Annotated in this window: 10 protein-coding genes; 4 read left to right on the top strand and 6 right to left on the bottom strand. The window is 70.5% G+C overall.

Annotation, left to right across the window (positions count from 1 at the left end):
• Nucleotides 1-52: 52 nt before the first annotated feature.
• From ACIBCK_RS28305 to mce, 3 genes are all read right to left on the bottom strand, one after another.
• Nucleotides 53-988: a cellulose-binding protein gene (locus ACIBCK_RS28305; protein ID WP_344529168.1), complete on the bottom strand. Its 936-nt coding sequence runs from the start codon at nt 986-988 to the stop codon at nt 53-55.
• A gap of 182 nt (nt 989-1,170) precedes the next feature.
• On the bottom strand, nt 1,171-5,088 hold the full coding sequence (gene scy, locus ACIBCK_RS28300) for a polarized growth protein Scy (protein ID WP_399394743.1): 3,918 nt from the start codon (nt 5,086-5,088) through the stop codon (nt 1,171-1,173).
• 271 nt (nt 5,089-5,359) lie between these two features.
• Nucleotides 5,360-5,800, bottom strand: coding sequence for a methylmalonyl-CoA epimerase (gene mce / locus ACIBCK_RS28295; protein WP_399394741.1), 441 nt, complete (start codon nt 5,798-5,800; stop codon nt 5,360-5,362).
• A gap of 136 nt (nt 5,801-5,936) precedes the next feature.
• On the opposite strand from mce, the gene ACIBCK_RS28290 reads away from it, so the two are divergent.
• Nucleotides 5,937-7,139, top strand: coding sequence for an acetyl-CoA C-acetyltransferase (locus ACIBCK_RS28290; RefSeq protein ID WP_399394739.1), 1,203 nt, complete (start codon nt 5,937-5,939; stop codon nt 7,137-7,139).
• A 60-nt stretch (nt 7,140-7,199) separates the two neighbouring features.
• Nucleotides 7,200-8,156: a methylmalonyl Co-A mutase-associated GTPase MeaB gene (meaB, locus tag ACIBCK_RS28285; RefSeq protein ID WP_399394737.1), complete on the top strand. Its 957-nt coding sequence runs from the start codon at nt 7,200-7,202 to the stop codon at nt 8,154-8,156.
• 391 nt (nt 8,157-8,547) lie between these two features.
• Here meaB and ACIBCK_RS28280 read toward each other — a convergent pair whose 3' ends face one another.
• The gene (locus tag ACIBCK_RS28280) at nt 8,548-9,258 is read right to left on the bottom strand and encodes a PepSY domain-containing protein (RefSeq protein WP_399394735.1); all 711 of its coding nucleotides are present in this window, start codon (nt 9,256-9,258) and stop codon (nt 8,548-8,550) included.
• A 145-nt stretch (nt 9,259-9,403) separates the two neighbouring features.
• On the opposite strand from ACIBCK_RS28280, the gene ACIBCK_RS28275 reads away from it, so the two are divergent.
• Complete coding sequence (locus tag ACIBCK_RS28275) at nt 9,404-10,072, top strand: response regulator transcription factor (protein ID WP_399394733.1); 669 nt, start codon at nt 9,404-9,406, stop codon at nt 10,070-10,072.
• The gene (locus ACIBCK_RS28270; RefSeq protein ID WP_399394731.1) at nt 10,069-11,520 is read left to right on the top strand and encodes a sensor histidine kinase; all 1,452 of its coding nucleotides are present in this window, start codon (nt 10,069-10,071) and stop codon (nt 11,518-11,520) included. Before ACIBCK_RS28275 ends, ACIBCK_RS28270 begins: the two co-directional genes overlap by 4 nt.
• A 3-nt stretch (nt 11,521-11,523) precedes the next feature.
• Here the strand turns inward: ACIBCK_RS28270 and ACIBCK_RS28265 are convergent, their stop codons facing one another.
• Nucleotides 11,524-12,000: a MarR family transcriptional regulator gene (locus tag ACIBCK_RS28265; protein WP_363209318.1), complete on the bottom strand. Its 477-nt coding sequence runs from the start codon at nt 11,998-12,000 to the stop codon at nt 11,524-11,526.
• 120 nt (nt 12,001-12,120) lie between these two features.
• Nucleotides 12,121-12,918 carry an AIM24 family protein gene (locus ACIBCK_RS28260; RefSeq protein WP_399395311.1) on the bottom strand — a complete coding sequence of 266 codons (798 nt, stop codon included), beginning with the start codon at nt 12,916-12,918 and terminating at the stop codon, nt 12,121-12,123.
• Nucleotides 12,919-12,925 lie beyond the last annotated feature (7 nt).

Below are 12,925 nucleotides of genomic sequence, written 5' to 3'. Positions count from 1 at the left end.
CCCCTGCCACTTGGGCAGAGGGCTCCGACAGTGCCCCGAGAGGGCTACCCGCTCAACGCGTCTGCTGGGCAGGCACCCCGCGAGAGACCGGCTCGTCCTCGGCAGGCGTACCCGCGGCAGCCACGGCCGCACCCGTAAGGGTGGCCAGCATCTCGCGCACATTGGTGAGCTGCGCGTTGATGCTGTCCCGACGGTTCGTCAGAGCCGCGAGCTCCCGCTCGGACTCCGAGCGAATGCGGTCCGCCTTGGCGTTCGCGTCGGCGACGATGTCCTCCGCCTGACGCTGCGCCGTCTCCACCGTCTGACGGGCGCGACGCTCGGCGTCCGTGCGGAGCTTCTCGGCCTCCAGGCGCAGCTGCTCGGCCCGGTGCTCGATCTCCGCGAGACGCTTCTCCGCCTTGGCCTGACGCGAGGCCAGGTCACGCTCGGACTGCTCGCGGCGCTTGGCGAGGTTCGTCTCGAAGTCGGCCGCGGCCTGGGCGGCCTTGGCGCGGGTCTCCTCGAAGAGGGCGTCCGCCTCCTCGCGCTTCTGCTGCGCGTCCTTCTGCGCCTCGCTGCGCAGCGTGCCCGCCTCGCCCTTGGCCTTCTCGACGATCCGGACGCCCTCGTCCTCCGCCTTGGCCTTGCGCTCGGCCGCGAACGACTCGGCGTCGTTGCGCACCTGCTGGGCCGCCGACTCGGCGAGCTCACGGTGCTGCTCGGCTGCGCGACGAGCCTCCTCGCGCAGGTCCTTCGCCTCCTCCTCGGCGAGGCGGAGGATCTTCTCGACGCGGGCACCGAGGCCCGCGTACGACGGTTCGGCGTCGGCTACCTGCGCCTGCGCGTTCTGCGTCTCGAGGTGCAGCTCCTCAATGCGCTTTTCCAGAGCAGTGATACGAGCAAGAGCGCTGTCACGGTCGGAGACGAGCTTGGAGATACGTTCGTCCACCTGAGCGCGGTCGTACCCACGCCGCACAAGCTCGAAGCCGTAGGGGGAAGTGTCGCTCATGGGGTTCCTGTCGAATGAGACCGGTGAGGTGATAGAGGGAATCCTAGGGGTCCAAGCGGCGTGTCATCGAGCAGATGCCCGTTTGATCTGGAGAATGACACCCCTTTTGAGTGGCTAACCGCCGGAGCACTTGCCAGCGACAGTGCCGAAGGTCCTTACAAAGCACGCGAGATGTTCTTTGGCTAGCCCTCGGACGGCTTGCCACCCGATCGGGTCGAACCCGCCGCCGCGCCGGCCTTCACGCCACCATCCTTGGGAGCGGGGACCGATGGGGCCTCAAAAGATTCCAACGCCTCCAACACATCCTGGACACGGGAAATCTCGGCGTTGATGTCCTCCCGGCGCCGCACGAGGACCTCCAGCTCGCGCTTGCCCTCGTCGACCGTACGCTCCGCCTCGGCCTGCGCCTCCGCCTTGACGCGCTCGGCCTCGCGCACCAGCTCGGCCACCTTCGTCTCGGCCTCCTTGAGGAGCGCCTCGGCCCGCTTCACGGCCGAGATGCGGACCTTGCCGGCCTCTGAACTCGCGTCCGACACCAGCTCCTTGGCCTGCGCCTCGGCCTCGGCGCGCTGCTCCTCCGCGGCCTTCACCAGGGCGTCGCAGCGCTCACCGGCCGTCTTCATCGCCTCGGCGGACTCGCGGCGCGCACGCTCGTGCAGCTCCTCGATCTCCGCGGTGAGGCGGTCACGCTGCTCCTCGGAGCGCTCCCTTATGGCCGTCGCGTCCCTGCGGGCGCCGACGAGCAGTTCGTCCGCGTCCGTACGGGCCTTCTCCACCAGGGAGTTGCCCTCGACCCTCGCCTCGGAGACAAGGCGGTCGGCCTCCGAGCGCGCGGCGCCGACCATCGTGTCGGCCTGCGCCTCCGCTTCCGTGGTGGCCTTGAGCGCCTTCTCCTGGGCGTCGCTCGTCAGCTTCTCGGCCTCGGCCGCCGCCTCCGTGATGAGCGTGTCGACCTGCTCGGCCGCCTCGGAGCGGCGCTTGTTGGCCGCCTGGCGCGCCTCGTCCAGGGTGTGTTCGGCCTCGTCCCGCGCCTGCGAGGTGAGCCGCTCGGCCTCGGCAGCGGCCTCCGCCTTGACCCGCTCGGCATCGGACCGGATGCGCTCGGCGTGCTGCTGGGCGGAGCCGACCGTCTCGGCGGCGTCCGCGCGCAGCCGCTCGGCGTCGCCCGTCGCGTCCGAGATGAGCTTCTCGGCCTTGGCCACCGACTCCGAGCGCACCCGCTCGGCCTCCGTGGCCGTCTCGGCGCGCAGCCGCTCCGCCTCGGCGACGGTCTCCGCCTTGAGCCGCTCGGCCTCCGCGACCGTCTCGTTCTGCAGCCGCTCCGCCTCGCTGCGCGCCTCACCGATCAACTGGTCGGCCTGGCTCGCCGCGTCGCTGCGGATGCGGTTGGCGTCCTCGCGGGCGTCGGCACGCGTGCGGGACGCGTCCTGCTCGGCCGACGCGATCGCGTCCGAGGCTTCCGTACGCGAACGCTGGGCGTACTCGGAGGCGTCCGAACGCAGCCGCTCGGCCTCCGCGATCGCCTCCGAAACGGTGCGCTCGGCAAGCGACTTGGCGGCCTCGGACTCTTCGTTGGCCTCGCGTCGGGTGCGGGTGGCGTCCTCGGCGGCGCGCTCCCGCTCGGCGTACGCGTCGGAGCGGACACGGTCCGCCTCCTCCTGCGCCTCGGTCCTCGTGCGCTCCGCCGCGTGCTCGGCGGCGCTGCGCAGGCCCGCGATCTCCTCCTGCGCCGACTCCTGAAGGCCCGCCACGGAGTCCCGTACGGACTGGGCGGTCTGCTCGGCGCCGGAGACCATCTCGGTCGCCCTGCGGTCGGCTTCCTCGACGAGGCGGACGGCCTCGGCCTGCGCCTCGTCGACGCGCTTGCGGGCGGACGCGAGGAGTTCCTCGCTCTGCTCACGGGCCCGCTCGCGCTCCTGGTCGGCCTCGCCGCGCGCTGAGCTGAGGGTCTCCTCGGCCTCCCGGCGGCGCCGTGCGGCCTCCTCCTGGGCGGCGGCCAGCGCCTCGGCGGCCTCCGCGCCCACCCGCTCGGCGGCTGCCGCGGCCTCCGAGCGCAGCCGGTCGGCCGACTCCTGGGCCTCAGTTTTGAGGCGCTCGGCCTCGGCCGCGGCGTCCGAACGCAGCCGCACGGCGATGTTCTCGCCCTCGGCGCGCGCCTGCGAGGCGTCGGCGGCGGCCTCGGTGCGCAGCCGCTCGGCCTCGGTCTCGGCCTGCGACTGCAGGGTGCGGATCCGCTCGGCGGACTCCGAACGGAGGCGGTCCGTCTCGTCCGCCGCCTCCTTGCGGATGCGCTCGGCCTCCGCGCGGGCGTCGGTCAGCGCCTGCTCGGCGGAGGCAAGACGCTCCTCGGCCTCCGTGTGCAGGCGCGTCAGCTCGTCGGCCGCCTCGGCCTGACGTGCCGCTATCGCCCGCTCGGTCTCCTCGTGCAGGGCCCGCGCGGCGTCCTCGGCCTCGGACTTCGTGACCTCGGCCTGCTCGGTGGCCTCCTCGCGGTGCCGCTCGGCCTCCGCGCGGGTGCGCTCCAGGGTCTCCTCGGCCTGTTTGCGCAGGCTCGTGGCGCGCTCGATGGCCTCGGTGCGGACCCGCTCGCTCTCGGTGGTCGCGGCCGACTTCAGCTCGTCCGCGTCCGCCTTCGCCTTGGCGAGCAGCTCCTCGGCGGACTTGGCCGCCTCCTCGATCTGCTGGACGGCCTCGCGCCGGGCCTCGCTCCTGATCCGCTCACCTTCGGTGACCGCGTCGGCCCGCAGCTGCTCGGCCTCGCCGCGCAGCCTGCGCGCCTCCTCCTGCAGCTCGACGGTCTTGGCGCGGTACTCCTTGGTGTCGTCCTTCGCCGTGCCCTTGAGCCCCTCGGCGATGTCGTGCGCCTCGGCGCGCAGCCGGTCCGCCTCGGCCTCGGCCTCGCTGCGGATCCGCTCGGCCTCCTCGGTGGCGGCCTTCGTCGTGTCCTTGGCGTCCTTGGACGCCTTCTCCAGTACGTCCTCCGCCGTACGGGCCGCCTTGGCGAGCTGGCCCGCGGTCTCCTCGGCGGTGATCGTGCGCGCCTTCTCGGCGGCGTCCTTGATCAGCTTCTCGGCCTCGGCGCGCGCGTCGGCGACGAGCTGCTCGGCCTCGGACTTCGTGGCCTCGGCTTCCTTGGTGGCCTCGCCGACAAGCCGCGCGACCTGCTCCTTGGCCGTACGCGTGCGCTGTTCGTTGGCCCCTTCGGCGGCCGAGAGCTGCTTGGAAGCAAGTTCCTTGGCCTCGGAGAGGACCTTGTCGGCCTCGGCGCGCGCCTCGCGCAGCGCCGTCTCGGCCTCCGCCATGCGCTGCTCGGCGGCCCGGCTCGCCTCGGTGGCCTGCCGGCGTGCCTGCTCGGACTCGGTGGCCGTGGACGAACGCAGCTGCTCCGCGTGGTCAGTGGCCTCCTGCGCCTGCGTGGACGCGGCGTTCAGGAGGCGCTCGGCGTCCGTGCGGGCCCGGCGCAGGATCGCCTCGGCCTCGGCGCGGGCCGACTCGGCGTCGCTGGACATGCGCTGGCGGGCCTCTTCGGCCACGCGCTCGGCCTCGGCGCGGGCGGCGGCCAGGGCCTGATCGGCTTCGGCGCGCGACTCGTCGAGCAGGCGGCGCGCCTGCTGTTCGGTGCGCGCCCGCAGCTGCTCGGCCCACGCCACGTTCTCGTTGACGTGCGACTCGACGGTCTGGCGGCGCTCGGACAGCTCGTGGTCGAGCTGCTGACGGCGCGACACCGCCTCGGAGTGCAGCTCGGACTGGAGCCTGGCCTGCTGCTCGGCGTGCTCCTGGAGGATGCGCTGGGTCTGCGCACGGGCGTCGCGCAGCTCCCGCTCGGCGTCCTGGCGCAGCTGGTCGGCCTGGATCTGGGCGTTACGGAGCAACTGCTCGGCCTGGTAACCGATGTCCGCGCCGTCATAGGCAGGGCGGGACGCGAGGTTGCGGCGCGCCTCGTGCAGCTTGGCGCGCAACACCTCGACCTGGTAGCCGAGGTCTTCGGCGTGCTGAACAGCCTTCTCTCGCTCGGTCTTCAGCCGGTCCATCTCGGCCTCGAACCGCGAAAGATGGTCCGTCTCAGCCCGCGAGCTCTCTTGGCGTTCGTAGCCCCGCACTGCGCGGTCCCATCCTTCCCCAAGCCCTGAACTTCGTTCGAGCAGGGGAGACCCCACTCCGGTCGCAAGTCTCTGCGTACGAGCCCTGTCCATCCGCCGAACGGGGCCCTACGGGGAATGGTGTCAGATCAACAGCGGAGCTTGGGCTGCCGCCCTGACGCTCGTCCCCCGAAACCCGGACCCCGGTAAGCGGCCGCCCAGCGTACGGACGGCCGGCCGCCCGGAAATTCGGACGGCCGCCCCCAACCCTACCGGCCCAAGTATGCGGAGGTCAGTGCTCCGGTGACTCCTTGACTGCCGAGGTGACGAGTTCGGTCAGCACACCGTGACAGTCCTTGGGGTGCAGGAAGGTGATGCGGGAGCCCATGGACCCGATGCGGGGCTCCTCGTAGAGGACGCGTACGCCCTTGTCCTTGATGGCCGCGGCGTCGCCGTCCACGTCCGCGGTGCCGAAAGCGATGTGGTGCACGCCCTCGCCGTTCTTGGCCAGCCACTTGCCCACGGCGGAGTCGTCGCGAGTGGGTTCGAGGAGCTGCAGGTAGGAAGCGCCGCCGTCACTCGTCTCATTGATCTTCAGCATGGCCTCGCGCACGCCCTGCTCTTCGTTGACCTCGGTGTGGAACACCGTGAAGCCATATGTCTCCCGGTAGAACTCGACGGTCTTGTCGAGGTCGAAACAGGCGATCCCGATGTGATCGATTCGCGTCAGCATGATGTAAGTGCAGCCTTTCCGGCGGTGATTACGCAACGTGCGCGCGATCACACCTAGCGCCCGATGACGGGCGGCGTACCGCTCAGTACATTCAAGTAAACCCTCATTAACTCCTCCTCCCAAGGGGCCGTGGCACATGTCTGGAACGACCGGTACCACCTCAGTGATCGTCGCGGGCGCGCGGACGCCCATGGGCCGCCTGCTCGGCTCCCTGAAGTCCTTCTCCGGCGCCGACCTGGGCGGTTTCGCGATCAAGGCCGCGCTGGAGCGGGCCGGGATCGGCGGCGACCAGGTGCAGTACGTGATCATGGGCCAGGTGCTCACCGCCGGGGCAGGGCAGATCCCGGCACGCCAGGCCGCCGTCAAGGCGGGCATCCCCATGAACGTCCCGGCACTCACCGTCAACAAGGTGTGCCTCTCCGGGCTCGACGCGATCGCGCTCGCCGACCAGCTGATCCGCGCGGGCGAGTTCGACATCGTCGTCGCCGGCGGCCAGGAGTCGATGACGAACGCGCCGCACCTCCTCCCGAAGTCGCGCGAGGGCTACAAGTACGGCGCCATCGAAATGCTCGACTCCATGGCGTACGACGGCCTGACCGACTCCTTCGAGAACATCGCCATGGGCGAGTCCACGGAGAAGCACAACACCCGCCTCGGCATCGCGCGCCCCGAGCAGGACGAGATCGCCGCGGGCTCCCACCAGCGCGCGGCCGCCGCCCAGAAGAACGGCATCTTCGAGGCCGAGATCACCCCGGTCGAGATCCCGCAGCGCAAGGGCGACCCGGTCCTGTTCTCCAAGGACGAGGGCATCCGCGCCGAGACGACCGCCGAGTCGCTCGGCAAGCTGCGCCCCGCCTTCACCAAGGACGGCACGATCACGGCGGGCACCTCCTCGCAGATCTCCGACGGCGCCGCGGCAGTCGTCGTGATGTCCAAGGCCAAGGCCGAGGAGCTCGGCCTCGACTGGATCGCGGAGATCGGGGCGCACGGCAACGTGGCGGGCCCGGACAACTCGCTCCAGTCGCAGCCGTCGAACGCCATCAAGCACGCCCTGAAGAAGGAGGGCCTGGACGTCGCCGACCTCGACCTGATCGAGATCAACGAGGCGTTCGCCGCGGTCGCGGTGCAGTCAATGAAGGACCTCGGGGTGTCCTCGGAAAAGGTGAACGTCAACGGCGGTGCCATTGCCCTGGGTCACCCGATCGGGATGTCCGGCGCACGCGTCGTCCTGCACCTCGCCCTTGAGCTGAAGCGGCGGGGCGGCGGCGTGGGTGCCGCGGCGCTCTGCGGTGGCGGCGGGCAAGGTGACGCGCTGATCGTGAAGGTGGCGAAGGCCTGAGGTCCTGACGCGTTTCGCGCGGGTACGCCTTCTCTACGTCTAGGAACGGAGCTGTCTGACATGCAGGACGTCCCCTCCCTGGTGGCACAGGCCCGCGAGGGCAGGCCACGGGCCGTGGCCCGGCTGATCTCACTGGTCGAGGGGGCGTCCCCGCAGCTCCGCGAGGTCATGGCGGCGCTGGCTCCGCTGGCGGGCCACGCGTACGTGGTGGGCCTCACCGGATCTCCCGGTGTCGGCAAATCGACTTCGACGTCGGCGCTGGTCTCGGCGTACCGGCGTGCGGGCAAGCGGGTCGGCGTCCTCGCCGTCGACCCCTCGTCGCCCTTCTCCGGGGGCGCGCTGCTCGGCGACCGGGTCCGGATGTCGGAGCACGCGTCCGACCCCGGGGTCTACATCCGCTCCATGGCGACGCGCGGCCACCTGGGCGGCCTGGCATGGTCGGCTCCGCAGGCGATCCGCGTACTGGACGCGGCGGGCTGTGACGTGATCCTGGTCGAGACGGTCGGCGTGGGCCAGTCCGAGGTGGAGATCGCCTCGCAGGCGGACACGTCGGTGGTGCTCCTCGCCCCCGGGATGGGGGACGGGATCCAGGCGGCGAAGGCCGGAATCCTGGAGATCGGTGACGTGTACGTCGTCAACAAGGCGGACCGGGACGGCGCGGACGCGACCGCGCGCGAACTGAACCACATGCTGGGGCTCGGGGAGTCGCGCGGTGCCGGGGACTGGCGCCCGCCCATCGTGAAGACGGTGGCCGCGCGGGGCGAGGGGATCGACGAGGTCGTCGAGGCCCTGGAGAAGCACCGGGCGTGGATGGAGGAGCGGGGTGTCCTGGCCGAGCGTCGCGCCGCGCGGGCGGCCCGCGAGGTGGAGACCATCGCGGTCACGGCCCTGCGGGAGCGGATCGCGGACCTTCACGGTGACGCGCGGCTTTCGGCTCTGGCGGAGCGGATCGTGGCGGGGGAGCTGTCGCCTTACGCGGCGGCGGATGAGCTGGTCGCGAGCTTGACCTCGGGTTGAGGCGGGGCCTCCTTGGCCTCGGGTCGAGGTGGTGGCTGGCTTGACTTCTGGCTGGGGTGGCGGACCGGTTGGGTGATCCGGCGGGGCGCCGGAACCGCTGCTGCCGGTGGTCGGCGGCCGAACATGCCGCCGCTTGGCGGCGATGTCTCCCGCCCACCCACCCATTACCCCGGGGTAACGGGTGGGTGGGCGGGAAAGATCCGCCGCGAAGCGGCGGTTCAGGGCGAAGCCACAAGACGAGGCAAGGCCGGAAGACGAAGCGAAGCCGGAACGCGAAGCGAAGCCGGGAGACGAGGCGCAGCCGGAAAAGTAACCCCGAGCCCGCGACGCGAACCGCCCCGCAGGGGAATCCCTGCGGGGCGGTGGGGCTGACTGGCGGAGGGGGGATCCGTCAGTCGTCGGAGCCGTCGTCGTCCGAGTCGTTGTCGTCGGAGTCATTGTCATCGTGGCTGTCCGACTTGTCCGCGGAGACCTTGCCCGACCGCAGGTCCACCTTCCAGTCGGACTCCGCACCCTTGCCGGAGGCCGTCTCCGCGTCCCAGGCCTTGGCCGTGCCGTCGTCGTCCAGGTCCACGGACGTGACCGTGCCCTTCGCGGCGGCGGCCTTAGCCGCGTCCTCCGCGTTGGTGGACGCACCCTTCAGGGCGGCGGCCACGCGGTTCGCGTCGCCGTCCTCGTCCTGCTCGGTGTGCGAGCCGAGGACCTTGCCGGTGCCCGGGTCGACCTGCACGCTGTGCCAGGTGCTGCCCTTGCCGAGGATGTCGACGTCCCAGACCAGGCCGCCGTTGTCCTCGTCGTCCAGCTCGGCGGAGACCGCGGTACCGGACTTGTCGGCCAGCGCCGCCTTGATCGCGTCGGCGGCCGTCACCTTGGCGGCCTTCGCCTCGGCGCTGTTCTCCTTGGCGTCGTCCTGGTCGTTGTCCCGGTCGTCGTAACGGTCGTCGTCACGGTCGTTGTCCCGGTTGCCGTCCTTCAGCTGGACGCTCGACTTCTTGGCGGCGGCCGACGAGTCGTCGTCGCCGGTGGCAGCGAGCGCTGTCGCCGTACCGCCCCCGGCCAGGGCCAGGGCTGCGACGGTGGCGATGACGATGTTGCGCTTCATAAGGGGTTCCTCCCGAGACGGTGGCTGTGCGGCCCGGGGGCCGCTGCCGTTCGCTTTCGACAAGAACCAATCTGGCTGAGCGACCCTGAAGCCAGCCTGAAGCCACCTGAAGAACTCTTCAGGTTCCCTCTGCGACCCTGAACGCATGCGCCTGTTGATCGTGGAGGACGAAAAGCGGCTCGCCCTGTCGCTCGCCAAGGGCCTCACGGCCGAGGGCTACGCCGTGGACGTCGAGCACGACGGCGTCGACGGACTGCACCGGGCGAGCGAGGGGACGTACGACCTGGTCATCCTCGACATCATGCTGCCCGGCATGAACGGCTACCGCGTCTGCTCCACCCTGCGCGCCGCCGGTCACGACGTACCGATCCTGATGCTCACGGCCAAGGACGGCGAGTACGACGAGGCCGAGGGGCTCGACACGGGCGCCGACGACTACCTCACCAAGCCCTTCTCGTACGTGGTGCTCGTTGCCCGTGTGAAGGCCCTCCTGCGCCGCCGCGGCAACGCGGGGCCGTCACCCGTCCACATCCTCGGCGACCTCAAGGTCGACACCGCCGCCCGCCGCGTCTTCCGTGGAGACAGCGAGGAAGTGACGCTCACCGCCAAGGAGTTCGCGGTCCTTGAGCAGCTCGTGCTGCGCACGGGCGAGGTCGTCTCCAAGGGCGACATCCTGGAGCACGTCTGGGACTTCGCCTACGAAGGTGACCCGAACATCGTCGAGGTGTACATCAGCGCCCTGCGGCGCAAGCTCGGAGCGCCGCTCATCAAGACCGTGCGCGGCGCCGGATACCGCCTGGAGGCCCCCCGATGAGGCGCTTCTTCAGTTCCGTACGCGCCAGGGCGACGATCGGCGCCACCCTCGTCGTCGCCGTCGCACTGGTCGCCGCCGGAGCCGCCGTCCTGCTCTCGCTGAGCAACAATCTGACCGACCAGGCCAACGCCCAGGCCGAGTCCTCCGCCCGCCGTGTCGCGGCGCAGCTCACCCCGGACATCGCGTACGGCGATCTGGACCTGCCCGATGGCGACGAGAGCCCGGTCCAGATCGTCGACGGCGACGGACGGCTCGTCGCCGCCAGCGAGGACCTGGAGCGCATCAGCGGCACGGGTGTGACCGCCGTCAAGCCCCGGCCGGCGTCCTCGCCCGGCCGCGAGCAGGACCAGGGGCAGGAGGACGACGATGACGACGGCGCGAGCACGGGGGACGCGGCCGAACCGGTCGAAATCTCCGAGGACGAACCACACTTCACCTCGGGTTCCGCCACCGTCGACGGCGAGACGGAGGAATACCGCTTCGCCGAGGTCGAGGTGAGCGTCGGCAAGAAGGGCGACCTCACCGTGTTCGCGGGCAGCCCGCTGGCTGCCCGGCAGAGCGCCGTGTCGACGGCGTTGACGTCCATGCTCATCGGTTTCCCGCTGCTCCTCGCCGTGATCGCCCTGGTGACCTGGCTGGTGACGCGCCGCGCCCTGCGCCCGGTCGACGCGATCCGCTCCGAGATGGCGGCGATCACCGCATCGGAGGATCTCGCGCGGCGCGTGCCCGAGCCGGACACGCACGACGAGATCGCCCGCCTGGCCACGACCACGAACGAGACGCTCGCCGCCCTGCAGAGCTCGGTGGAACGTCAGCGCCGCTTCGTGGCCGACGCCTCGCACGAACTGCGCAGCCCCATCGCCTCCTTGCGCACCCAGCTCGAAGTGGGCGCGGCCCACCCGGAGTTGCTGGATGTGGAGGGCGCGGTCGAGGACACCGTACGACTGCAGGAACTGGCCGCCGATCTGCTCCTCCTCGCCCGTCTCGACGCGGGTGAGAAGCCGGGCGAGGGGCACGTGGACCTGGCGGCCCTGGCGCGCGAGGAACTGTCGCAGCGCACACGGGACCGCGCCGACGTACGTATGGATCTGAAGAACGTCGAAGTCACCGGCTCTCGGAACCAGTTGGCGCGCGTGCTCGGCAACCTCGTGAACAACGCGCAGCGCCACGCACGCTCGCACGTCACGGTCGCCACCCGCGCCGACGGGCCGTGGGCGGTCCTCGAGGTCTCCGACGACGGGGACGGCGTGCCGGAGGGTGAACGCGACCGGATCTTCGAGCGCTTCGTCCGCCTCGACGACGCCCGCACCAGGGATGACGGCGGGGCGGGCCTGGGCCTCGCCATCGCGCGCGACGTCGCCGCACGCCACGGCGGGACCCTCACGGTCAAGGAGGCCCCCGGCGGGGGAGCGCTCTTCGAGCTCAGGGTCCCTGCCGCCGCGTCGTGAGGGTCAGGGCTTGCCCCGCTGGGCGCGGAGATGTTCCGCGATCGGGGTCAGGGCCTTGTGGAGTTCGCCGAGCGCCTCGGGCGAGATCAGGTCGACGAAGTGCTTGCGGACCGAGTCCACGTGGTGCGGGGCGACCCGCTGCATGGTCTCCATGCCCTCGTCCGTGAGGACGGTGTAGAGCCCGCGCCGGTCGGACTCGCAGTTCTCCCGGCGGACCAGGCCCGCGTTCTCCATACGGGTGATCTGATGGGACAGGCGGCTCTTGGACTGGAGTGTGGCGGCCGCGAGATCGCTCATACGCATCCGCTTCTCTTCCGATTCGGAGAGATGCACGAGGATGTCGTAGTCGTTCATGGTCAGGTTGAACGGCTGGAGGTCCTTCTCGAGCTGATAGGTCAGCATCCTGTTGACCTCTACGTGGGTGCGCCAGGCGCACTGTTCCTCGTTGGTCAGCCACTGCGGGGCCGTATCGGTCTCCATGAAATCGATTCTACCTAAGAAGTTGAAAGGTGAACGAATGTGGGTGTGTGACACGCGCCTCTGACCCCCAGTTGTCAGAGGGGCACAGGCGTTCGCCCGTCACACTCCGCAGACTACCGCTCACAGCCCGAAGCGACGCTGGAGGTCCCCCAGTTGTCCGGGAAGGCGTGGTTGTCCCGGCTGCTGGCCGTGTGGAGCATGCCGGCCCGGCGCACCCTGACCGCCCGGCACGCCCGCCTGCTGCGGCACCGCACCCGTCGCCTGCTCGGCCATCAGCGCCTCCGAGGACTGCAGGAGCACCGTGCCCGCCCCGACGAACTCGAATTGGTGCTCCTCACCTGAGGTTCCACCGATCCCGGTCAGTGCCCGTACGCCCCCGATGACTCCGGTCAGATACCCGTGGTCGTAGTGATGGCAGGGCGAAGGGCAGTCCGCCCAGCCCACGAGGGCCTGGGGGTCGACCCGGATCGGCGGCTCCATGAACACCACCGGGCCGTTCGACGCGGCCACGAACTTTCCGGTTCCGATCAGGGTCAGAAAGCCCGGAACGATGGACTGCTTCAGCGCGAGAGTTGGCTGAAAAGCGAGGAGGTTGCCCGAGCGAATGGTCAGGTTGCCGTCTTCGAGGTCGTACGAATTCACGTCGAAGGCCCGGTCGGCGAGGAGCATCTTGCCCTGGCCGTCGGCCACCACCCAGTCGCTCGCGTGCAGCGGCGAATGGAAACTCGTGCGCACCAGACGGTCCAGGCGGCCGTGCCCGATGCCGTTGAACTCGATCGACCCGTAGTAGGCGATCATCTTCCCCTTCTGCAGGAACCACTGGCTCCCCTTGAGCTCCACGCAGAAGGTGTACGCGTTCACGCTGTCGTCGCTCGGCAGCGTCATCGGGTCGAGGGCCGCGGGCGCTCCCACGGGCATTGAGGGG

This window comes from Streptomyces sp. NPDC051218 (assembly GCF_044455475.1).
Lineage (GTDB): Bacteria > Actinomycetota > Actinomycetes > Streptomycetales > Streptomycetaceae > Streptomyces.
This window is presented reverse-complemented; position numbering and strand designations above follow the sequence as displayed.

Bases quoted from the DNA above. Each gene is read 5' to 3' on its own strand.
- ACIBCK_RS28305 (WP_344529168.1), bottom strand. From the start codon at position 988: ATGAGCGACACTTCCCCCTACGGCTTCGAGCTTGTGCGGCGTGGGTAC.
- mce (WP_399394741.1), bottom strand. From the start codon at position 5,800: ATGCTGACGCGAATCGATCACATCGGGATCGCCTGTTTCGACCTCGAC.
- ACIBCK_RS28290 (WP_399394739.1), top strand. From the start codon at position 5,937: ATGTCTGGAACGACCGGTACCACCTCAGTGATCGTCGCGGGCGCGCGG.
- meaB (WP_399394737.1), top strand. From the start codon at position 7,200: ATGCAGGACGTCCCCTCCCTGGTGGCACAGGCCCGCGAGGGCAGGCCA.
- ACIBCK_RS28280 (WP_399394735.1), bottom strand. From the start codon at position 9,258: ATGAAGCGCAACATCGTCATCGCCACCGTCGCAGCCCTGGCCCTGGCC.
- ACIBCK_RS28275 (WP_399394733.1), top strand. From the start codon at position 9,404: ATGCGCCTGTTGATCGTGGAGGACGAAAAGCGGCTCGCCCTGTCGCTC.
- ACIBCK_RS28270 (WP_399394731.1), top strand. From the start codon at position 10,069: ATGAGGCGCTTCTTCAGTTCCGTACGCGCCAGGGCGACGATCGGCGCC.
- ACIBCK_RS28265 (WP_363209318.1), bottom strand. From the start codon at position 12,000: ATGGAGACCGATACGGCCCCGCAGTGGCTGACCAACGAGGAACAGTGC.
- ACIBCK_RS28260 (WP_399395311.1), bottom strand. From the start codon at position 12,918: ATGCCCGTGGGAGCGCCCGCGGCCCTCGACCCGATGACGCTGCCGAGC.